Consider the following 21,356-nt stretch of genomic DNA (forward strand, 5'->3'; position numbering starts at 1 on the left):
CGTAGCCTTAGCTGACACGCAACTCTCATAAATGGCTTCGGTCGGCGAAGGCCGGAAGCGCAGGTATCAGCCGTTCGCAGGCCGGCATCACCTGAATATCAGCGCACCTATTTCGGCAGCGTGTAGGCCATCACATAGTCGCCCGGCTTGGTGCCGACCGAACCGTGGCCGCCGGCAACGATGACCACGAACTGGCGCCCATCGGCGACCGTGTACGTCATCGGCGTCGACTGGCCGCCGGCCGGCAAACGGGCCTGCCAGAGCTGCTTGCCCGATGTCAGGTCATAGGCACGGAAATAGTCGTCGACAGCGGCTCCCAGGAAGGCGACGCCACCGGCGGTGATCATCGGCCCGCCAATGCCCGGCACGCCGACCTTGAGCGGCAGCGGCAACGGCGTCATGTCGTAGACGGTGCCGTTGCGGTGCTTGTAGATGATCTTTCCGGTCCTGAGATCGGCGCCCGCCACATAGCCCCAGGGCGGCGCCTGACAGGGAATGCCGAGCGGCGACAGGAATGGTCCCATCACCACTGCATAAGGCGCGCCCTCGTTGCGGTTGAGCCCCTGCTCGCTGCCCTTGGTGTCGCTGGGCGGCGGCACCTCCGCGCGCGGCACAAGCCTCGACGTGAACGCCAGATAGGTCGGCATGCCGAACATCACCTGCCGCACCGGATCGACCGCCACGCCACCCCAGTTGAAGGTGCCGAAATTGCCGGGATAGATCAGCGAGCCCTGCACGGACGGCGGCGTGTAGCGGCCCTCATAGCGCAATTTCTTGAGTTCGATCCGGCAGGCCAGCTGGTCGAACATGGTGATGCCCCACATGTCGGCGCCGGTCAGCGGCTTCGGATTGAAGCTGAGGTCCGAAGCCGGCTGTGTCGGCGAGGTGTGATCGCCTTCGATCGCGCCGCCTGGCGCCGGTACTTCCTTGACCGGAACGATCGGCTCGCCCGTGCGCCGGTCGAGCACATAGAGGTCGCCCTGCTTGGTCGGCCCGACCAGCGCCGGCACCACGCCGCTGGCGGTGGTGATGTCGACCAGCGTCGGCTGCGCCGGCACGTCCATGTCCCAGAGGTCGTGGTGCACGGTCTGCCGCACCCAGCGCAACTGCCCGGTGGCGAGATCGAGCGCCGTGATCGAGGAGGAAAACTTCTCGACATTGGCGCTGCGCCCGGCGCCGAGTTGGTCAGGGGTCTGGTTGCCGAGCGGCACATAGAGCAGGCCGAGCTTCTCGTCGGCGCTCGCCGTCGACCACATATTGGGTGAGTTGTTGGTGTAGGTCTGGCCCGCCGCCAGCGGCGTCGTCTCACCCGGATTGCCGGAATCCCAGTTCCACACCAGGGCGCCGGTGTCGACGTCGAAGGCGCGGATGACGCCGGACGGTTCCTGCGTCGAATAATTGTCGTTGACCGCACCGCCGACGATGATCTTGCCGCCCGATATCAGCGGCGCAGAGGTCGAATAATAATAGCCCGACTTCGGGTATGGCATGTTGGCGAGCAGGTTCAGCGTCCCGGCTTCGGCAAAGGACGGGCACACCTGACCGTTGGCGGCGTCGAGCGCGATCAGCCGCGCGTCGGACGTCGGTAGATAGACGCGCGTCGCACAGGGCTGGCCGGAGGCGATCTTGGCGTCGGCATAATAGGACACGCCGCGGCAGGTCTGGTGCTGGCGATCCTTGTCCAGCTTGATCTTGGGATCGAAGCGCCATTTCTCCTTGCCGGTTGCGGCATCGATGGCGATGGCGAAATTGTGCGGCGTGCAGATGTAGAGCGCGTCGCCGATCTTCAGCGGCGTCACCTGGTAGGTCGTCTCGCCAATGTCGTCGGGACCCTTCACGTCGCCGGTACGATAGGTCCAGGCCGGCTGCAGCGTGGCGACATTGTCCGATGTGATCTGGTCGAGCGGCGAATAGCGCTGGCCATACTGCGTGCGGCCATAGAAGTGCCATTCGCCTGCAGGCACATTGCCGCCGAGATCGGCGGTCGGCGTCACCTTGTCGCTGCTGAGTTCGCCGGCAATGTCCTTTGGATCGGCGGTCATCGAATAGCCGGCGACGGCGAGCGAGGCCAGCACCGCCAGGATCAGCGGGGCCCGCGCGTCGGGGCCGGTCAGGCCGCGCCGCGCCCACGGCGTCAACAGCCACAGCGCCAGAAGCACGATGACGCCGCCGCGCGGGCCGAGTTCCCACCAGTCGAAGCCGATTTCCCAGACCGCCCAGCACAGCGTCCCGATGACGATCGCCGCATAGAGCCACAGCGCCGTGGATTTGCGCCTGTAGAGCAGCCAGGCTGCGACCAGGAAGGCGATGCCTGTGATGAGGTAGTACCAGCTGCCGCCCAGCATCGCCAACCGGATGCCGCCGCCGCCAATCACCAGTCCGATAACAGCCAGAACCAGGGCGGTAAGGACGGTTGCCATGACGACACTCCTTCGGGCGCAACAGGCGAGCGGCCCAAACCGCCACCATGAAATGGAAACGTACCCCGCTTCCAATTCTATTTCATCCGCGGCCGCAGTTTTCCGCCCGCCTGCGCCCGGTGTCAAATTAGCAGAACAACATCCTTTGAAGCCCGGACTTGCTTTGCCTATCTTCTGGTTGTGTCGCCGCTCACGTCGATATGACGGGGCGTGGCATTCGCTATTCTTCTGCCGCCCGCTGGGCAATGCTATGCTTTGCCGATGAAAGCCGATGCCGCCTCGCTGCTCGAACAGGCCCGCAACGCCTATGGACGGCGGGCATGGGCAGATGCATTCGAGCTTTTGCGGGCGACGGATGAGATCGCGCCGCTGGGCCCGGAAGACCTGGAACGGCTGCTCTGGTCGGGAGGCATGCTGGACCGCGATGAGGACGTCTTCGCCGCCGGCGCGCGTCTCTACGACATGCATATCGAAGCCGGACGTGACGACCTCGCGGCCTACTGGGCATTCTTCCGTGGCTTCCGTCTTTTCGCATTGGGCGAGGAAGGCCACGCAACGGCCATGATCCAGCAGGCGCAACGCCTTGCGGATGGCTTCGGCCGCGAGTGTGCGGCGCATGGCTACCTGGTGTTGCTGGCCGCGCAAAAGGAGCTCATGACCGGCAATGACCCGGCATCTGAGATGCTGGCAAGACAGGCGCTGGCGGTCGGCGAACGCTGTTGCGACATCGACCTGATCGCCTTCGCCAGATGCTATCTCGGCCGTGCCCTGGTGCGGCAGGGCCGTATCGAGGAAGGCATCGCCTTGCTCGACGAAGCCATGCTTCCGGCTGCCGAAGGCAAGCTCTCGCCCATCGTCACCGGCCTCATCTACTGCAACCTCATCGCTGCGTGCCGGCAGGTCTATGCGCTCGACCGCTCGCGCGAATGGACCGATGCGCTGTCGGACTGGTGCGGAGCACAGCCGCAGCTGGTTCAGTTCCACGGCATCTGCATGCTGCACCGCGCCGAGATCCTGGAGTTGAACGGCGCCTGGCAGGAAGCCATTGCCGAGGCGCGGCGCGCGACGCTGTCGCTGGCCCACGCGATCGGCAACGAGATGGAGGCCGGAGCAGCCTATCAGGAGGCCGAAATCCACAGGCTGCGCGGCGAAGTCACCGCCGCCGAGAAGCTCTACCGTTCCGCCAGCCGGCTCGGGCTCGAGCCGCAGCCCGGCATGGCCCTGCTGCGTCTCATGCAGGGCCGGGCTGAACAGGCAGCGGCAACCATTCGCCGCGTGCTGGCCACGACCAAGGCCCCGCTGAGCCGGGCCCGCCTGCTGCCGGCGCTGGTCGAGATCATGATCGCCGCCGGGGCCAAAGTGGAGGCGCGCGACGCCTGCCAGGAATTGCAGGCGATCTCCCACCGCTTCGCCACCGACATTCTGGCCGCGATGGCCGCGCAGGCGAAAGGCGAAATCGAACTGGTCGAAGACAACCCGGCAGCAGCGCTCGGCCATTTCCGCGCCGCGCTGACGACCTGGCAGCGGGCCGGCGCGCCCTATCTGGAGGCGCGTCTGCGCGTCCTGGCCGGGCAGGCCTGCCGCAGCCTTGGCGACGAGGACAGTGCCGGGCTTGAATTCGACGCCGCCCGGGCGATCTTCGCCGAACTTGGCGCCGCGCCCGACCTCGCCCGCGTCACTGCTCTGACTGGACCAACCAATTCGCGTCCGCACGGCCTGACCCGGCGCGAGATCGAAGTGCTCGGCCTTGTCGCCACCGGCAAGACCAACAGGCTGATAGCAACCGAATTGGGCCTCAGCGAAAAGACCGTCGACCGGCATCTGAGCAACATATTCGACAAGCTCGCGGTCAACTCGCGCGCCGGAGCGACCGCTTACGCCTTCCAGAACGGCCTGCTCTGACGCTACGGCATGGGGGGAAATCCCCATGCCGTTTCTTTTGTCGTCTGGGGTATCTCCCCGAAGCGCCGCCGAGCCGGTTCGCTATCTTTGATCCATGACTGACGAACCGCATGGAGACGATCATGACCCCGACTTCGACATCCGGCCCAATCTCAACGCATGGAATTAAGCCCCGCAGCAGCCGTGTCGGCATCGCCGAGACCAGGGCGCGTGCCGGCGCGCTGCTGGAACAAGGCGTGGCGTTCATGCAACTGGAGGCCGGCACACTGCAGGCAGTTGGCAGCCAGGCGCCGATCGGCGACGAAACGCGACCAGTGCCGAGGGAAGAACATGTCGATGTCGTCGTCATCGGCGCCGGACAGAATGGCCTTTCCGTCGGCTATCACCTCGCCCACCGGGGCGTGAAATTCGTCATGCTGGAGGCCCGCGAACGCGTCGGTGACATCTGGCGTTCGCGCTGGGATTCGCTGCGCCTGTTCACACCAGCGCGTTTTGACGGGCTGATCGGCATGCCCTTCCCCGCTGGTCGTTATTCCTTCCCGACCAAGGACGACATGGCCGACTATCTGGAGACCTATGCTGGAAAATTTTCCTTGCCCGTGCGCACCGGCGTCAAGGTCGACGAGGTGACCCGCATCGACGGCCGCTATGTCGTGACGGCTGGCCGGACGCGGTACATCGCCAATCATGTCGTGGTCGCGGCCTCGAGCTACCAGAAGCCGAAGATCCCGGAATTCGCGGCCTCGCTCGATCCGTCGATCCGGCAATTCCATTCGGTCGCCTACAAGAACCCCGAGCAACTCAAGCCGGGCAGCGTGCTGCTGGTCGGCGCCAGCAATTCCGGCGCGGAAATCGCCATGGATCTCGTGCCTACGCACAAGGTCTGGCTGGCCGGCAGGCATCCAGGCCACATCCCGGTCGCCTACAATGGCTATCTCGCGATGCGCCTGATCCTGCCTGTCGTCTTCCGCTTCGTTTTCCATCGATTGCTCACCGTCGATACGCCAATGGGCCGCAAGGCAAAACCCGGGCAGCTCGCCCATGGCCTGCCGCTGATCCGGGTCAAGCCTCGGGATCTGGATGCCGCCGGCGTCCGCCGGGTCGCCCGCGTTGCCGGGGTCCGCGACGGCAAACCGCTGCTCGACGACGGCCAGCTTCTTGACGTTTCGAACGTCATCTGGTGCACCGGGTTTCGGGCCGGACTGGATTGGATCAAGCTGCCGATCTTCGACGACAGCGGCCGGGTGAAACAGTATCGCGGCGCTGTGGAGGGCGAAACCGGCCTCTATGTCTGCGGCCTGCACTTCCAGCACTCCACATCCTCGACGATGATCCATGGCGCGGCACGCGATGCCGGGTATGTCGCAGACAAGATCAGCGATCGGATGCGGGCGGCCGCCGGGTAAGGCCGGGCGAGAAGGTTTTGCACAGCTTGCCGGGTGCTGCGGCGACAATATTCGCACGGCGCCCGGGAATCTGGCTTCCAAACCAGAACAAAACGTAGACACTTCTGGCCTTTCGCCACCGAATCACTACATTCGGGGGCGATGTCCGGCTTTTCGGAAGACATGCCTTTTTTTGACGAACCGAACGCGCGGCCTACGGCCCCGTCGGGCATAGCCGCGCGCGCCATGGCGGCCCGCAGCGGCCACAACAATGCCCCCGATTATCTGAACGGCCTCAACCCCGAGCAGCGGCTGGCGGTGGAAACCACCGAAGGTCCGGTTCTGGTGCTGGCCGGCGCCGGCACCGGCAAGACGCGCGTTCTGACCACCCGCATCGCACACATTCTTGCCACCGGAAAAGCCTTCCCTTCGCAGATCCTCGCCGTCACCTTTACCAACAAGGCCGCGCGCGAGATGAAGCAACGCATTGGCCTGCTGGTCGGTGAAGCAGTGGAAGGCATGCCCTGGCTCGGCACCTTCCACTCGATCGGCGTCAAGCTTTTGCGCCGGCACGCCGAGCTTGCCGGGCTCAGATCCGATTTCACCATCCTCGACACCGACGATGTCGTGCGCCTGATCAAGCAGTTGATCCAGGCCGAAGGGCTGGACGACAAGCGCTGGCCGGCCAAGCAGTTCGCGCAGATGATCGACGGCTGGAAGAACAAGGGCCTTGGCCCCGCCGACATTCCGGAGGGCGACGCTCGCGCCTTCGCCAACGGCAAGGGCCGCGAACTCTACAAGGCCTATCAGGAGCGACTGAAGACGCTGAACGCCTGCGACTTCGGCGACCTTTTATGCCACCCGATCCGTATCTTCCGCGCCAATCCGGATGTGCTGAAGGAATACCACAAGCGCTTCAAATACATCCTCGTCGACGAGTATCAGGACACCAACACCGCCCAGTACATGTGGCTGCGCCTGCTGGCGCAAAGGCCGGAAGGTGTGGGAAAAAGCGCGAACGCCGGCGGCAAGCCGATCTCCCCCCATGTGGGGGAGATGTCCGGCAGGACAGAGGGGGGCGCGAAGGATCGCGGCGCCTCCAATGCCCACAGCGGAGATGCCGGCGGGACAGCGCCCCCCTCTGTCGGCTCCGCCGACATCTCCCCCACAAGGGGGGAGATTGGGCGCTCTTCGGCCGAAACCCGCGCCACCGTAAACATCTGCTGTGTCGGCGACGACGACCAGTCGATCTATGGCTGGCGCGGCGCCGAGGTCGACAACATCCTGCGCTTCGACAAGGATTTCCCCGGCGCTACCATCATCCGGCTGGAGCGCAACTATCGCTCCACCGCGCACATCCTCGGCACCGCCTCCCACCTCATCGCCCACAATGAAGGCCGCTTCGGTAAGACGCTTTTCACCGAAAAAATCGCCGAGGACGACGAGAAGGTGCATGTCCATGCCGCCTGGGATTCCGAGGAGGAGGCCCGTGCCGTCGGCGAGACCATCGAGACCTACCAGCGCGCAAAGCACAATCTCAACGACATGGCGATCCTGGTGCGCGCCTCCTTCCAGATGCGTGAGTTCGAGGACCGCTTCGTCACGCTCGGCCTCAACTACCGCGTCATCGGCGGCCCGCGCTTTTACGAGCGCCTCGAAATCCGCGACGCGCTGGCCTTCTTCCGCGTCGTCGCGCAAGGCGCCGACGATCTCGCCTTCGAGCGCATCGTCAATGTGCCCAAGCGCGGCCTCGGCGAAGCCACCATCCGCCAGATCCACGACACCGCGCGCGCACTGCGCATCCCGATGCTGGAGGCGGCGTCGAAACTTGCCGAAAGCGACGAGCTGAAGCCGAAGCCGCGCGCGGCATTGCGCGAGGTGTCGGCCAATTTCGAGCGCTGGCAAAAGGCGCTGGAAACCACCCCGCATGCCGAGCTCGCCGAGACCATTCTGGAGGAGAGCGGCTACACCGATATGTGGAAGAACGACCGCTCGGTCGAAGCCCCTGGCCGGCTGGAGAATCTGAAGGAATTGATCCGCTCGATGGAGGAGTATGAATCGCTGCGCTCCTTCCTCGAGCATGTCGCGCTGGTCATGGATGCCGAGCAGAATGCCGAGCTCGACGCCGTCAACATCATGACGCTGCATTCGGCCAAAGGCCTCGAATTCGAAACTGTTTTTCTCCCCGGCTGGGAGGAAGGCCTGTTTCCGCATCAGCGCGCGCTCGATGAAGGTGGCCGCTCCGGGCTGGAGGAAGAGCGCCGCCTCGCCTATGTCGGCCTGACCCGCGCCAAGAAGAACCTGCACATCTGGTTCGTCTCCAACCGCCGCATCCACGGGCTCTGGCAGTCGACCATCCCGTCGCGTTTCCTCGAAGAGTTGCCGAACGCCCATGTCGAGGTCGCCGAAAGCGGCAACTCCTATGGCGGCTACGGCAATTCCTATGGCGGCGGTTCTTTTGCCTCCGGACGTGGTGGCAGGCAGAATCCGTATGGCGCCTCACGCTTCGACAATGTCGGCGCCAACACCGGCAGCGCGGAAAAATCCGGCGCCTTCTCCAACACCTATGCGACACCGGGCTGGCAGCGCGCGCAAGCCAACCGAACCGAGGCAACCGACCGCAACTGGGGCTCGCGCTCCGGCCATCAGGTCGAGCGCATCGGCTATGGCGAGACGGACAGTGGCTATGGCGCTGGCCGCACCAGCGTCAAAGGCCGCACCATCGACGGCGAGCTGGTCGCCAAATCCGTCGCCGACACGCCGTCGGCCTTCAGCGTCGGCGACCGCGTCTTCCACCAGAAATTCGGCAACGGCAACATTTCGGCCATCGAAGGCAACAAGCTGACCATCGACTTCGACAAGGCCGGCCAGAAGCGCGTTCTGGACGGGTTCGTCGCGGCTGTGTGACGCCTCTCGGCTACAAAGAGCCTACTGTCACCGATACCGCGCCTGGTTCCATTTATGCCCGAGCAGCGACAGGATGATGATCAGGCCGTTGAAGAACTGGACGTAGAAGCCGCTGAGGCCCGCCGCCACGACGCCGGTCTGGATGAACGACACGGTGACGGCGCCGATGGCTCCCCCGACGACGGTGCCGATGCCGCCCCAGGTCGGCGTTCCGCCAACGAACACCGAGGCAAGCACCGGCAGCAGATAGCCGTCGCCTGCGGTCGGCCACCATGTGAAGTTGATCATCACCGAAAAGGTGCCGGCGATCGCGGCACCGATGCCGACGAAGACGAACACTTTCACCCGCACGCGCTTGACGTCGATGCCCATCTGCTGGGCGCTGTCAGGGTTGTCGCCGACCACCCTCACCTGCGCGCCGAAGCGATGGCGGTTGTAGAGCATCGCCGACAATACGACGAAGGCGATGGCCCAGAAGATCTGCACCGGAATGCCGTAGAGCTGGCTGGAGAAGATCTTGTAGGCCCAGCTGTCGGCAAGGCCGGTCAGCGCCATCGACTTGCCCTCGTTGATGATCTGGATCAGGCCGCGCAGCAGGAAATTCATGCCGAGCGTGGCGATCAGCGACGACAGCCCGCCATAGACCACCAGGGAGCCGACCAGGAAGCCGAGCAGCATGCCGGTGACGAGTGCGGCGGCGATGCCTAGAAATGGATCGTAGCCGGCCTGCACGACCAGCGCGAAGACCCATGAGGCAAAGCCCATCGTCGCCGGAAACGACAGGTCGATCTCGCCGCAGGTGACGACGAAGACCAGCGGCACCACCACGAACAGCGCCACCGGCAGCGTGGTCAGCACCGAACTGTAGAGATACCAGGTGGTGAACACGGTCGGGTTGGCGATCATGAACACCGCCATCATCACCACGAACACGCCGAGCGTGCCGAGCGAAGCCCGGTTGTCGAGGATGAAGCCGCGCATCCAGTGATCGGATGGGTGCTTCCACTCCTTCTGGGGGCTGGGGCGGGGAATGCCGGCGGGGTGCAGATCAGGTTCCATGGTCTTGCTCATCGTGTTGCGTGCTCCGCGTCGCCGGCATCGTGCAGCCCGGGCAACCCGCCCGGATGCGCGACGTCTTCCATGAAGTTGATGAGGTCTTCAGCCGACTTGACCTCGCTGCGGTCGGCGGTCAGCGCGACCTTGCCGCGGTCCATCACCACGAAGCGGTCGGCAATGTCGAAGACGTGATGGATGTTGTGGCCGATGAACAGGATCGAGCGGCCGCTCGCCCGTACCTGGCGCACGAAATGGAACACCTTGGCGGTCTCGGTCAGCGACAGTGCCGTCGTCGGCTCGTCGAGGATGATCAGCTCCGCCTGCTTGTAGATGGCGCGTGCGATCGCCACGCCCTGGCGCTCGCCGCCGGAGAGCTGGCCGACGATCGACTGTGGCGTGAACACTTTCGAAGTGAAGCCGATCTCGCGCATCAGCCGGCTCGCCTCCTCGATCTCCTTGTTGACCTTCAGCCAGCCCATGAAGCCAGTGAGTTCGCGGCCCATGAAGATGTTGCGCACGATGGTCTGCTGCACGGCGAGCGCCCGGTCCTGGAACACCGTCTCGATGCCGGCGTCGCGCGATCGTGCCGCACTCCATCCCGTCACCGGCTTGCCGCGCACGAGAATCTCGCCGCTGGTCGGCTTGACCACGCCCGACAGGATCTTGATCAGCGTCGACTTGCCGGCGCCATTGTCGCCGATCAGGCCGACCACCTCGCCGCGGTCGACGCTGAGATTGACCCCGCCCAGCGCATAGACCTGGCCATAGGACTTGCTGATGTCGCGCAGTTCGATGATGCGTTCGGCCATCGTATCCTCGCTTGATTGTCGCTTGCCAGCCTCTTTGCCGGCGGTCCCGCCGGCCGGGCGAAATCCCGGCCGGCAGCCTTGGGAGGTCAGCGCAGCGCCTGCTTGGCCAACTCGGAAACGATCTCGTAGTTCTGCGGCGTGACGAAGCCGGCGCCGGTGTCGACATTCATTGGCGCCAGCCCAAGCACCACTTGCTGGCAGAGGCTGAGGATCGGCAGATAACCTTGCATGAACGGCTGCTGGTCGGCCGTCAGCTGCACCCAGCCGCCCTTGAAGGCCTCGACGATCTGCGGGCTGGTGTCGAAGCCGAAGTTGAAGATGTCACCGGCCTTCCTGCCCGCGGCCTGCATGTAGGTCGGCACATTGCCGAGCATCTGTCCGCCGGGATAGCCGACCGCCTTGACGGTGGGGTTGTTGAGCAACGCGGCGGTGATCACCGGGATCGCGAGATTCGGATCTGCAGCCCATTCGGGTACAGAATTGATTTGAATGACATCGATGCCGGCCTCTTTCAGCGCGGCCACCGTCCCACGCTCGCGTGCGCCCCGGCTCTCATTGTCGAACGGGCCGATCATGATCGCCTTGTCGCCGGATTTCAGCCCGGCCAGCTTGAACGCCTCGGCGCCGAGCGCACGGCCCTGCTGTTCCTGCTGGGCGCCGACATAGCCGCCGCCGAACGCCGCCGTCACCGTCGGCACAGGCACGTTCTGGTACATCATCTTGATGCCGTCCTTATGCGCCTGCTCGGCGAGCGGCATGATCGCGGCGTCGCCCGGATGGCCCATCATGGCGATGCCGGCGGGCTTGACCGCGACCGCCTCGCGCAATTGCTGCACCATCTTTTCGACGTCCCAGCCGGAGAAGATGTAATCGACCTTCGGCCCGAGATCGGCCTCGGCCTGCTTGGCGCCATTATAGACGATGGTGCCGAAGGCGTCGCCCTCGGCGCCGCCGACGAAGAAGCGGATGTGGACGTCCTTGCACCATTTGGCGTCGAGCGCCTGCGCGGGCAAGGTCGAGATCGCAGCGGCGAGCGCGGTGGCGGCGGCCACGACGGTCGAGCGCAGAAGTGTCCTTCTCATCGTCATGCTCATGCACTTATCCTCCCTTTGTTCCCTCGCAAGCCGAGGGGTTTCGACGATCGGCAATACGCCGCAATCTTGGCTGGCCGGCACCTTCCCGCCGGCCCGCACTCACACCGGATTCGGCAAGAAGCTGGCACCTCCCCGGCATTGCTTGAGATAGTCCAGCGCCCGCACCTGGCCGGTGATTTCGAGATCGTCGCGATAGACCGGGTCGTGCCAGCCCTCGATGTCGATGGCGCCCTTGTAGCCGGCCAGCCGCAATTCGCTGATCACCCGCGTCCAGTCGCTGTCGCCGAAGCCCGGCGTGCGCATCTGCACGAAGGGCAGACGGCCGAACACGCCATGCTCGCGGATCACGTCCCAGCGCACCGTCGCGTCCTTGCCGTGCACGTGGAAGATGCGCGGCGCCCATTTGCGGATCTGCGGCATCGGGTCGATCAAATAGACGAGCTGGTGGCAGGGCTCCCATTCCAGGCCGAGATTATCGTCAGGCAATTCGTTGAACATCATCTCCCAGGCATCCGGATTGTGGGCGATGTTCCAGTCGCCCGCCGCCCAGTTGCCGTCCATGGCGCAGTTCTCGAAGGCGATGCGCACACCCTTGTCGGCGGCGCGCCTGGCCAGGGGCCCCCAAACCTCCTTGAAGCGCGGCAGGCTTTCCGGCAGCGGCTTGCCGCGAAGGCGGCCGGTGAAACCGCTGACCGTGGAGGCGCCGAACAGATGCGCGTTGTCGATCACCGTTTCCCAGGCCTTGAGCACACCGCGATCGACATCGCCGCTCTCCAGCGGATTGCCGAACACGCCAAGCGAGGAGACCGTGACGTCGGCATCGCCGATCGCCTCGCGAATCTCACCGGCGAGGCGCGGCAGGTCCTTGCCGCCCAGCGTCTGCCAGAAGAAGGGCTGGACGCTCTCGAAGCCGAGCGGCAGGATCGCCTTGATATAGGCGGCTGGGTCTTCAAGATTGGCCCGCACCATGGTGCCGATCCTGATGTCGAGAAGCGGGTTTGGCATCATTGTTGTTCCTGTGAAGCGATCGCCACCCGGCGCCCGGTCTCGGCGCTCTCGATGGCGCCAAAAACCATGGCCAGGCTCTTGATGTTGTCGGATCCGCGCGTTTCCGGCTCGGTGCCGGTCTCGATGGCGCGCATGAAATCCTGGATGATGCCGAGATGGCCGCCAATGCGGTCGGCGGGATCGAGCGGCGGCACGATGATCGGCTGGGTCAGGTCGAACAGGCCGTCGCGGACCGACAGAACAACTTCCGCCTTCAGCCCCTCCTCGCCGTCCCAGACCAGGCTGCCGTTCTCGGCGATGATGCGCCACGTGCTTTCCCAGCTGGTGCGGAAGCCGGCGGCGCACCAGCTGCCGGCGTAGGTGAAACGCTTGCCGCCGCCGAGATCGAAGACGGCGCTTGCCGACGATCCCTGCCGATACCAGGAATTGGCCGGCTCCCATTCCTGGCAGTAGACACCGGCCGGTTCGCCGGCGACCATGTAGCGGGCGGCATCAAATGTGTGGATCGCCATGTCGAGCAGCAGCACATGCGCCATCTCTTCGCGAAAACCGCCGAAATGCGGCGCGACGAAGAAGTCGGCATGGATGCTGGTTGGCGCGCCGATGGCGCCGGAATCGAGAAAGCGCCTGATGCGCCTGACATTGGCGACATAGCGCCGGTTCTGCACGACGGCATGGATACGCCCGGCACTGCGCGCCGCCTCGACGATGGCGCGCGCATTCCTGGGACTGTCGGCGAGCGGCTTTTCGGTCAGCAGATGGCAATCATGGGCAAAGGCCGAGAACGCAACGTCGCGCCGCGCGGCGGGAACAACGACGTCGAAAACGGCATCGGGCCGGGTCTGGTCGAGCACCGCGTCGAGGCTGGTGCCGATGACGGCGCCGGTGAGCTCGTATTCGCGCGCCCTCGCCTTCGCCCTGTCGGCGTCAAGGTCGACAAGGCCGACAATGGCGAGCCCGGCAACCTGCCTGGCTGCATCAAGCCAGGCCTTGCTCATCGCTCCGCAACCGACCAGGACGACGTTGATCATCCAGCACTCCTCCCTCTCGGTCCCTCCAGACCGGTCGTCACGGCATTCACGGCTTGATCGTAAACGTTTTTCCGTAAACGTTTACGAGAACACACCCGATGAGGTAGAATGTCAATCGCCTGCTTGTAAAAAATCGTCTTGTCGCCTTGGCCTGAGCAGCCGCCGGTGATAGCGAGGGTTGGGGGAGAACTGTCCTTTGGCGTCCAGCATTCACGACCTTGCACGTCACCTGAACATTTCGATCGGCACCGTGTCGCGGGCGCTGAATGGACGCGCCGACGTCAATGCCGATACGCGTCAGCGCGTGCTGGCGGCGGCCAAGACGCTGAACTATTCGCCGAACCAGTCCGGTCGCAGTCTGCGCCAGGGCGCCACCCATTCGATCGCCTTCATGCTGCAGCCGCATCCGGGTGACCAGCAATATGGCGAGCCGTTCTTCATTCCGTTCCTGATCGGACTCCAGGCTAAACTGGCTGAGAGCGGGCTCGACCTCACCGTGGTCATGGGCGCGCCCGGCGACTATCAGTCGGAACGTCTGCGCCGTGTCGTCGAGACGCGCCGCGCCGACGCCGTGGTGCTTGCCTGGACGCGGCGCGAAGACGAGCGCATCGATTATCTGACCCAGGCCGGCTTCCCTTTCGCCACGCTGGGCCGCAGCCGCTCCGGCGCCAAATCCTATCCCAGCCTCGACCTTGACTTCGAAAAGGCCGGTGCCGACGCGGTCGACCGGTTGGTGGCGCGCGGCCACCGCCGCATCGCCGCCATCCGTCCGTCGCTTGACCTCAATTTCGGCTATCTGTTTCTCGACGGCTATCGCAAGGCCCTGCGGCGGCATGGCATCGAGGTCGACCCCGCCCTGATTGCCTCCGGCTTCATCAACGAGGCCGGCGGCTACGAGGTGACACCGCAGGTCATGCAGGCCAAGCCGACCGCCATCATCTTCAACAATGACGCGATGGCGCTTGGCGGCTGCAAGGCGTTGGCCGAGATGGGCATCAAGCCCGGTCACGACATGGCGGTGACCGTCATCGTCGACACGCCGCTCTGCCGCTACTTCTCACCGGCGCTGACCGCCTTCCGCCCGGCGCTGGAGCCGATGGGCCAAAGGCTCGCCGAGATTCTGCTGGCCTCGATCCCGGCCTTCGCCGGCCCGGACGGCCCGCGCCTCATCCGCGAGGTCTGGCCGCTGGAGTTGGTCGCGCGCGACAGCGATTGATCTGGAGCAGCGGCTGGTGGCTAAGGCCGGTAGCTCAATCCACCTTCTTCTCGCCCCTCTCGCCTGCCTTGACGATATCGCCAGTGGTGAACAGGATCTCCTTCAATTCCGCCCGCCAGTCCGTCTTCTGACGCAGCAGGAATTCCAGATCCATGCCGAAATGCTTGAATTCCTCGCCTTGCGCGTTCTTCATGATCGCCTTGGCCTGAGGGTCTTTTTCCACCGACATGCGCTGTTCGTACCAGCCGATCGCCTCCGCCTCCTCGATCAGCGAGGTGATCATGCGGGCAAAGGTTCGCACCTTCTGCGACAGTTCTTCCGGCGGCTCGTGATACTGATCGAAACCCATTTCTGTCCCTTCCTGATCCCATAGCCCGGCCGATCAAGCGAAGCGGCATCAGGCTTCGTTGCAACGGATCAGAATGGAGAATGGTTCCGGCTGCCGGCGAGCCCGCCCCTGTCACGCCAGTATCATGTTCGCGTCCTAGACCGCTTCCGGGAAAAGGGCTCGCGGCATCGTCCGATGCGACGTGGAGTCCTTTCGGGTTTTGGCCGCTCCAGCTTTGTCGCAAAGAGGATAATCATGAAGAACTCGCACCTAACCCTGTCGCTCGGCGTCGCGCTGGCGCTGTTCGGCGCCGTGACGCCGACGCTGGCCGACGGCACCGCCACCATCGGCGGCCTCGTCAACAAGGGGCTGGTCGGCGTCGGCCGCATCCCGGCCAACCTGAAGGACAAGTTCGGCGAGACCTTCGGCTCCGGCTCCGGCATGTCGATCGACACCGCTGGCTGGACGCATGACGCCGACGGCTACAGGGGCTCGCTGTGGCTGCTGCCGGACCGCGGCTACAACGTCGTCGGCACCACCGACTACCGGCCGCGCCTCAACACGATCGGCATCGAGTTCACGCCGGTGGCACCCGGTGCCGCTGCTGCGGCCGGACAGGAACAGACGGGCGTCAAGGCGACGCTCGCCGACACCATGCTTTTGACCGACGACAAGGGTGCTGACGCCACCGGCCTCGACCCGCTCAACGGCGTTCGCGCGGCAAGCGGCGACCTGCCGATCCTGCCCGAGGTCAACGGCAAGCTGGCGCTCGACAACGAGGCGATCGCGCGGCTGCCCGACGGCACCATGTTCATCTCCGACGAATACGGCCCCAACATCTACCGCTTCTCGGCCGACGGCCATTTGCTGTCGGCCACGCAGCCGCCGGCCGCCCTGGTGCCGATGCGCCATGGCGCGCCGAATTTCGCGTCCGACAATCCGGGCCCGGGTGCGGCCGAGCCCGATCCGAAGGATCCCGACACCGGCCGTCAGAACAACCAGGGCCTCGAAGGCATGGCGCTGACACCGGACGGCAAGTTCCTCATCGCCGTCCTGCAATCGGCGCCGCGGCAGGATGGCGGCGATTCTGGCTCGACGCGCCAGAACACCCGCGCGCTGGTCTATGACGCCTCCGACCTCGCCCACCTCAAACTGGCGCATGAATATATCGTGCCGCTGCCGGTGTTCACCGACGCCACGGGCAAGACCAAGATCGCCGCGCAAAGCGAGATCGTGGCGCTGTCCGACCAGACGTTTCTGATGATCACGCGCGACAGCAACAACGGCCAGGGGCTGAAAGGCGACACCTCGCTTCTGCGCCTGATCAACATCGTCGATCTCTCCGCGGCGACCGACATTGCCAACGGCGCCTTCGACGCTGCCGACAAGTCGGTCGCGCCCAAGGGCGTGCTTGACCCCTCGGTGACGCCGGCCAAGCTGACGCCGTTCATCGACATCAACGACAAGGGTGAGCTCGGCCGCTTCGGCCTGCACAATGGTGCGCCCAACGACAAGAACAACCTCTCCGAGAAGTGGGAAGCGATGTCGGTGGTCAGCGTGCTCGATCCGGCGTTGCCCGACGACTATTTCCTGTTCGTCGCCAACGACAACGACTTCCTCACACAGGACGGCTTCCAGGTCGGCGCGCCCTACAAGGCCGAGGACGGCGCCGATGTCGACACCATGTTCCTGGTCTATCAGGTCACGCTTCCGGGCCTCGCCAAGAAGTAGTCGGATACAATGGAAAAAAGCGGACGCGCCGGGCGAGTCCGCTTTTTTATCGGCGATCAGCGATACCGCTGAGAAACTTACTTCAGAATCTCCGCGTCCCTTGGCACGCCGGCATCGATCGGCTCGGCGGTCCTGTTCGACACGGCGGAGTTCTCCCCGGCGACCGAGAAGGTCTCGCGCACATGGACCTGGGTTACGCCGTTGACCCGGCTGTACAGGTCGATGATGTCCTGGTTCATGAAGCGCACGCAGCCCGACGATGCGTTCTTGCCAATGGAATCCCACTCTGGAGTGCCGTGCAGCCGGTACATCGTGTCCTTGCCGTCACGGAACAGATAGAGCGCACGGGCGCCGAGCGGGCTCTGCGGTCCCGGCGGCATGCCGTCCTTGTATTTCGCCAGTTCCGGCCGGCGCTGGATCATTTCTGGCGGTGGCGTCCACACCGGCCACTTCTTGCGCGCCTGAACGACAGCGGTGCCGGTCCAGCCGAAACCGGCCTTGCCGAGGCTGACGCCGTAGCGGATGGCCTTGCCGCCGTCGCGCACCAGATAGAGGAAGTGCTCCGACGTATCGACGACGATGGTGCCGGGCTTTTCTCCGGTCGGATCGTCCACGATCTGGCGCACGAACTTCGGATCGAGCTTGGATATCGGGATCGCCGGCAGTTGGTAGCCCTCGTCGACACGTGCCGCGTACATGCTTTCGGCAGCGCCGAAAGCCGAATCGCTTGGCGGCGGCGGCGCTACCACCGGCGGCGGCGCCACGTCCGTCGTTGTGCAGGCCGAAAGCGCCACGGATGCAGCACCCAAGGCGGATGCCCCCAGAAACGCGCGCCGGTTCAGGCGCTCAGAAAAAAGCGGATTGTCGGACATGATATTGCGCCCCACGCGGCGACGATCCATATCCCATTCCGAATGCTTTGAGAACCTGATTGGCGCAGGCGCGCAAAGCGGAATGTTCCGATGCCGCATCGACCTTGTCCGTTAAATCGGCGATCATTGCGACCGGACTGAGACAGCGCCGAGCAGCCCACCATGGACGAAAAGATACTCGCGCGCCGGCGCACCGGCGACCTGACCAGCGGCCCGATCCCGCGCACGCTGCTGCTGTTCGCGCTGCCGGTGCTCGGCTCCAACGTGCTGCAGTCGCTTAACGGCTCGATCAACGCCGTCTGGGTCGGCCGCTTCCTCGGCGAATCGGCGCTGACCGCGACGTCCAATGCCAATCTGGTGCTGTTCCTGATCCTCGGCACGGTGTTCGGCATCGGCATGGCGGCGACCATCCTGGTGGCGCAATCGGTCGGCGCGCGTGATCTGCCGGAGGCGCGGCGCATCGTCGGCACCAGCGCCACTTTTTTCTTCATCGTCTCGGTGGTGTTCGCGGTCTGCGGCTGGATCTGGGTTGATGCCATCCTCAACACGCTGGGCACGCCGGCCGACGCGCTGCCGTTGGCCCGCTCCTATCTGCGCATCATCTTCGTTGCCGTGCCGATGATGAACCTGTTGTCCTTCGTCATGACGGTGCTGCGCGGCGCCGGCGATTCGCGCACGCCGTTTTTCTTCATGGCGCTCGCGGTCGTGCTCGACATCGTCTTGAACCCGCTGCTCATCCGCGGCATCGGCCCCTTCCCCGAGCTCGGCATTGCCGGCTCGGCCACCTCGACACTGATCGGCCAGACGGTGAGCGTGATTGCCATCCTCGTCGTGCTCTATGCGCGCAAGCACCCGCTCAGGCTCGCCGGCGCCAACCTGGCCTTGCTGCGGCCGGACCCGGCGCTGCTGCGCATCGTCGTCTTCAAGGGCGTGCCGATGGGCCTGCAGATGATCGTCATCTCGGCGGCAGCGCTGACCGTGATGGGCATGGTCAACTCCTATGGCTCGCAGGTCGCCGCCGCCTACGGCATCGCCGCGCAGCTGTGGACCTATATCCAGATGCCGGCGCTGGCCATCGGCGCGGCGGTGTCCTCGATGGCGGCGCAAAATGTCGGCGCCGGCCGCTGGGACCGGATCGGCCGCATCGCCGCGTCCGGCGTCGGCTTCAATCTGGTTTTGACCGGCGCCCTGGTCGCCGTGCTGTTCGTCTTCGACCGTTCGGTGCTCAGCCTGTTCCTCTCCAGCGACAGCACCGCGATCGACATCGCCGCCCACATCAACAAGGTCGCCTCCTGGTCGTTCATCCTGTTCGGCATCACCATCGTGCTGTTCGCCACCGTGCGCGCCACCGGTGCGGTGATGCCGCCGCTGATCATCCTGGTGATCTCGGTACTGATCGTGCGCACCGGCTTTGCCTACTTCATGCGTAGCGTGATCGGCGAGGAAGCGCTGTGGTGGAGCTTTCCCGCGGGATCGATCACCTCGCTGCTGCTCGCCGCCGCCTACTACCGCTTCGGCCGCTGGCGCACCATGCACATGATCGAGGACAGGCCTGCCGCCGGTGAGCCGCCGGACACCGGCCTCGGCGTGCCGCGCCAGCGCGCCAACATGATGCCCGAGACACCGAACGGGTGAATGGTTGGCGCCCCAGCCGGTTCCCCCAGCCATTTGGCCGGTAGCCGCACGTTCCGCCATCGCGTAGATTTCACCCTATAGAGAGGGGGAATCATGGGCAAAGGCCGGGTCGAGGCATTCACCGATGGCGTCGTCGCCATCATCATCACCATCATGGTGCTGGAGCTGAAAGTGCCGCATGGCGAGGATCTTTCAGCCCTGGAACCGCTGTGGCCGATCTTCCTCTGCTATGTCCTGTCCTTCATCAATGTCGGCATCTACTGGAACAATCTGCACAACATGTTTCACACCGTGCAGCGCGTCGATGGCGGCGTGCTGTGGGCAAACCTCAACCTATTGTTCTGGCTGTCCTTGATTCCGGCGACGACGGCCTTCATGGGCGAGAACCATTTCGCGCCGGTCCCCGTAGCGGTCTATGGCGTGGACCTGGTGCTGTGCGCTATCGCCTACACCATTCTCGTCACCAAGCTGCACCATTTGCACGGCCACGAGACTGCCTTCGCCAAGGCGCTGGGCAGTGACCGCAAGGGCAAGATCTCGGTGGCCCTCTACATCTGCGCCGTCCCGCTTGCCTTCGTCAACCAATGGATCGGCGTTGCGATCTTCGTGCTGGTGGCCGCGATCTGGTTCGTGCCGGATCGGCGTTTTTCCCGGGTGCTCGAAAAGTAGCGCCTGCCGCTCCTACTTGCGCATCGCCTTCAGCTTTTCGGCGACCGAAGCGGCGAGATCGGCATAGCGCTCCTCCAGCCGCTCGGCCGCCTTGATGATTGAAAAATCATGGCCGAATTTCTCCAGCGCCATGCGCAGTTTCTCGACGAACTCGGCCTGCTTTTCGAGCGCCGAAAACAGCGTCTTCACCTGCGCCTCGCTGATATCAGGATTGGCCAGCATTTGCGGCACCTCGCGACCCATCTGGTCGCCTGTGGCGGTCTGTTCTCTAAGGATCTCGATCCAGTCGGCCAATCCGCAGTCTCCCTGTTCAGCCGCAACATGCGCAGCCGTCGCGGACGCGGTCAACCCGAACACGCTGGACGGCCTTGCACGAAGCGCATCCCGCGCTAAGTTCGGCGCAACCCAAGACAAGGAAGAAATCATGACCACCGATGCCGAGATCCAGACCGCTCTGCCCGCCCTTAGCCCAGGCAACGTCGCCGTCATCACCGGCGGCGCCAGCGGCATCGGTCTTGCCGCTGCCAAGCGGCTGGCGGCGATGGGCATGAAGATCGTGCTCGCCGACATCGCTGGTGCGCGCCTCGACGAAGCCACCCGCACTGTTGCCGCGATTGCCGGCAACGATGGGGTTCTCGCCATCGCCACCGACGTTGCGAAGGCCGACGACCTCGACCGGCTGGCCGAAAAGACGTTCGCCGCCTTCGGCGACGTGTCGCTGCTGATGAACAATGCCGGCGTCGGCAACAATCCGGGAAAGCCCTGGGAGAACCGCGACGCCTGGAAGCGGCTGCTGGACATCAATTTCTGGGGCGTCGTCCACGGTGTCGAGGCCTTTGCCCCGCGCATGCTGGCATCGGGAAAAGCTGGCCTGATCGTCAACACCGGCTCCAAGCAAGGCATCACCACGCCACCCGGCAACCTCGCCTACAACGTCTCCAAATCAGGCGTCAAAACGTTCACCGAGGGCCTGGCGCATGCATTGCGCAACGAGCCGGGCGCCAGGATCAGCGCACATCTGCTGATCCCGGGCTTCACCTTTACCGGCCTGACCGAGGGGGCGACTGAAAAGCCGGCCGGCGCCTGGACCGGCGAGCAGGTCATCGACTTCATGCTGGCGTCGCTGCTGCGTGGCGATTTCTATATTCTGTGCCCCGACAACGAGGCAGCGCGGCCGATGGACGAAAAGCGCATGGCCTGGGCGATCGGCGACATCATCGAAAACCGCCCTGCTCTGTCGCGCTGGCACCCCGACCACAAGGATGCTTTCGCAGCTTTCATGAAAGGCTGACG

17 protein-coding genes are annotated in these 21,356 nt (G+C 64.6%); 8 read left to right on the forward strand and 9 right to left on the reverse strand.

The genetic code is table 11. The features are described from left to right. Window positions 1-107 precede the first annotated feature (107 nt). Window positions 108-2,420: a glucose/quinate/shikimate family membrane-bound PQQ-dependent dehydrogenase gene (locus AC1DVW_RS12550; RefSeq protein ID WP_477323450.1), complete on the reverse strand. Its 2,313-nt coding sequence runs from the start codon at window positions 2,418-2,420 to the stop codon at window positions 108-110. Between the two features lie 261 nt (window positions 2,421-2,681). On the opposite strand from AC1DVW_RS12550, the gene AC1DVW_RS12555 reads away from it, so the two are divergent. From AC1DVW_RS12555 to AC1DVW_RS12565, 3 genes are all read left to right on the forward strand, one after another. Continuing rightward, window positions 2,682-4,322, forward strand: coding sequence for a LuxR C-terminal-related transcriptional regulator (locus tag AC1DVW_RS12555; RefSeq protein WP_477323452.1), 1,641 nt, complete (start codon window positions 2,682-2,684; stop codon window positions 4,320-4,322). Window positions 4,323-4,444: 122 nt separating this feature from the next. Continuing rightward, window positions 4,445-5,728, forward strand: coding sequence for a flavin-containing monooxygenase (locus tag AC1DVW_RS12560; protein ID WP_477323454.1), 1,284 nt, complete (start codon window positions 4,445-4,447; stop codon window positions 5,726-5,728). Window positions 5,729-5,869: 141 nt separating this feature from the next. Then, window positions 5,870-8,614 carry an ATP-dependent helicase gene (locus AC1DVW_RS12565; protein ID WP_477323456.1) on the forward strand — a complete coding sequence of 915 codons (2,745 nt, stop codon included), beginning with the start codon at window positions 5,870-5,872 and terminating at the stop codon, window positions 8,612-8,614. A gap of 27 nt (window positions 8,615-8,641) precedes the next feature. Here the strand turns inward: AC1DVW_RS12565 and AC1DVW_RS12570 are convergent, their stop codons facing one another. The 5 genes from AC1DVW_RS12570 to AC1DVW_RS12590 form a co-directional block, all read right to left on the reverse strand. Then, window positions 8,642-9,685: an ABC transporter permease gene (locus tag AC1DVW_RS12570; protein WP_477277220.1), complete on the reverse strand. Its 1,044-nt coding sequence runs from the start codon at window positions 9,683-9,685 to the stop codon at window positions 8,642-8,644. Next, entirely contained in the window at window positions 9,682-10,479 is a 798-nt protein-coding gene (locus AC1DVW_RS12575) for an ATP-binding cassette domain-containing protein (RefSeq protein ID WP_477277222.1), read from the reverse strand. Before AC1DVW_RS12575 ends, AC1DVW_RS12570 begins: the two co-directional genes overlap by 4 nt. Before the next feature lie 86 nt (window positions 10,480-10,565). Continuing rightward, window positions 10,566-11,573 (reverse strand): substrate-binding domain-containing protein, encoded by a 1,008-nt coding sequence (locus tag AC1DVW_RS12580; RefSeq protein WP_477244683.1) that lies wholly within the window; start codon window positions 11,571-11,573, stop codon window positions 10,566-10,568. Between the two features lie 99 nt (window positions 11,574-11,672). Continuing rightward, window positions 11,673-12,578, reverse strand: a complete 906-nt coding sequence (locus AC1DVW_RS12585; RefSeq protein ID WP_477323458.1) for a sugar phosphate isomerase/epimerase family protein — start codon at window positions 12,576-12,578, stop codon at window positions 11,673-11,675. Continuing rightward, on the reverse strand, window positions 12,578-13,612 hold the full coding sequence (locus AC1DVW_RS12590) for a Gfo/Idh/MocA family protein (RefSeq protein WP_477244679.1): 1,035 nt from the start codon (window positions 13,610-13,612) through the stop codon (window positions 12,578-12,580). The genes AC1DVW_RS12585 and AC1DVW_RS12590 overlap by 1 nt, the downstream gene beginning before the upstream one ends. Before the next feature lie 196 nt (window positions 13,613-13,808). On the opposite strand from AC1DVW_RS12590, the gene AC1DVW_RS12595 reads away from it, so the two are divergent. Further along, window positions 13,809-14,828, forward strand: coding sequence for a LacI family DNA-binding transcriptional regulator (locus AC1DVW_RS12595; protein ID WP_477323460.1), 1,020 nt, complete (start codon window positions 13,809-13,811; stop codon window positions 14,826-14,828). Window positions 14,829-14,862: 34 nt separating this feature from the next. Here AC1DVW_RS12595 and AC1DVW_RS12600 read toward each other — a convergent pair whose 3' ends face one another. Then, window positions 14,863-15,177, reverse strand: a complete 315-nt coding sequence (locus tag AC1DVW_RS12600; RefSeq protein WP_477244675.1) for a ferritin family protein — start codon at window positions 15,175-15,177, stop codon at window positions 14,863-14,865. A gap of 234 nt (window positions 15,178-15,411) precedes the next feature. On the opposite strand from AC1DVW_RS12600, the gene AC1DVW_RS12605 reads away from it, so the two are divergent. Next, window positions 15,412-16,887, forward strand: coding sequence for an esterase-like activity of phytase family protein (locus tag AC1DVW_RS12605; protein WP_477323462.1), 1,476 nt, complete (start codon window positions 15,412-15,414; stop codon window positions 16,885-16,887). 77 nt (window positions 16,888-16,964) lie between these two features. Here the strand turns inward: AC1DVW_RS12605 and AC1DVW_RS12610 are convergent, their stop codons facing one another. After that, entirely contained in the window at window positions 16,965-17,759 is a 795-nt protein-coding gene (locus AC1DVW_RS12610) for a L,D-transpeptidase (protein ID WP_477244672.1), read from the reverse strand. A 162-nt stretch (window positions 17,760-17,921) separates the two neighbouring features. Here AC1DVW_RS12610 and AC1DVW_RS12615 point away from each other — a divergent pair, with 162 nt between their 5' ends. Next, window positions 17,922-19,394, forward strand: a complete 1,473-nt coding sequence (locus tag AC1DVW_RS12615; RefSeq protein ID WP_477323464.1) for an MATE family efflux transporter — start codon at window positions 17,922-17,924, stop codon at window positions 19,392-19,394. Window positions 19,395-19,487: 93 nt separating this feature from the next. Then, on the forward strand, window positions 19,488-20,063 hold the full coding sequence (locus AC1DVW_RS12620; protein ID WP_477323466.1) for a TMEM175 family protein: 576 nt from the start codon (window positions 19,488-19,490) through the stop codon (window positions 20,061-20,063). A gap of 12 nt (window positions 20,064-20,075) precedes the next feature. Here AC1DVW_RS12620 and AC1DVW_RS12625 read toward each other — a convergent pair whose 3' ends face one another. Then, window positions 20,076-20,357: a hypothetical protein gene (locus tag AC1DVW_RS12625; RefSeq protein ID WP_477244666.1), complete on the reverse strand. Its 282-nt coding sequence runs from the start codon at window positions 20,355-20,357 to the stop codon at window positions 20,076-20,078. A gap of 130 nt (window positions 20,358-20,487) precedes the next feature. On the opposite strand from AC1DVW_RS12625, the gene AC1DVW_RS12630 reads away from it, so the two are divergent. Next, window positions 20,488-21,354: an SDR family NAD(P)-dependent oxidoreductase gene (locus AC1DVW_RS12630; protein ID WP_477277238.1), complete on the forward strand. Its 867-nt coding sequence runs from the start codon at window positions 20,488-20,490 to the stop codon at window positions 21,352-21,354. Window positions 21,355-21,356: the final 2 nt, after the last annotated feature.

The organism is Mesorhizobium sp. P3_B5, assembly GCF_056402815.1.

Coding starts and splice junctions, on each gene's coding strand:
- AC1DVW_RS12550 (WP_477323450.1), bottom strand. CDS start 2,420: ATGGCAACCGTCCTTACCGCCCTGGTTCTGGCTGTTATCGGACTGGTG.
- AC1DVW_RS12555 (WP_477323452.1), top strand. CDS start 2,682: ATGAAAGCCGATGCCGCCTCGCTGCTCGAACAGGCCCGCAACGCCTAT.
- AC1DVW_RS12560 (WP_477323454.1), top strand. CDS start 4,445: ATGACCCCGACTTCGACATCCGGCCCAATCTCAACGCATGGAATTAAG.
- AC1DVW_RS12565 (WP_477323456.1), top strand. CDS start 5,870: ATGTCCGGCTTTTCGGAAGACATGCCTTTTTTTGACGAACCGAACGCG.
- AC1DVW_RS12570 (WP_477277220.1), bottom strand. CDS start 9,685: ATGAGCAAGACCATGGAACCTGATCTGCACCCCGCCGGCATTCCCCGC.
- AC1DVW_RS12575 (WP_477277222.1), bottom strand. CDS start 10,479: ATGGCCGAACGCATCATCGAACTGCGCGACATCAGCAAGTCCTATGGC.
- AC1DVW_RS12580 (WP_477244683.1), bottom strand. CDS start 11,573: ATGAGCATGACGATGAGAAGGACACTTCTGCGCTCGACCGTCGTGGCC.
- AC1DVW_RS12585 (WP_477323458.1), bottom strand. CDS start 12,578: ATGCCAAACCCGCTTCTCGACATCAGGATCGGCACCATGGTGCGGGCC.
- AC1DVW_RS12590 (WP_477244679.1), bottom strand. CDS start 13,612: ATGATCAACGTCGTCCTGGTCGGTTGCGGAGCGATGAGCAAGGCCTGG.
- AC1DVW_RS12600 (WP_477244675.1), bottom strand. CDS start 15,177: ATGGGTTTCGATCAGTATCACGAGCCGCCGGAAGAACTGTCGCAGAAG.
- AC1DVW_RS12605 (WP_477323462.1), top strand. CDS start 15,412: ATGAAGAACTCGCACCTAACCCTGTCGCTCGGCGTCGCGCTGGCGCTG.
- AC1DVW_RS12610 (WP_477244672.1), bottom strand. CDS start 17,759: ATGTCCGACAATCCGCTTTTTTCTGAGCGCCTGAACCGGCGCGCGTTT.
- AC1DVW_RS12615 (WP_477323464.1), top strand. CDS start 17,922: ATGGACGAAAAGATACTCGCGCGCCGGCGCACCGGCGACCTGACCAGC.
- AC1DVW_RS12620 (WP_477323466.1), top strand. CDS start 19,488: ATGGGCAAAGGCCGGGTCGAGGCATTCACCGATGGCGTCGTCGCCATC.
- AC1DVW_RS12630 (WP_477277238.1), top strand. CDS start 20,488: ATGACCACCGATGCCGAGATCCAGACCGCTCTGCCCGCCCTTAGCCCA.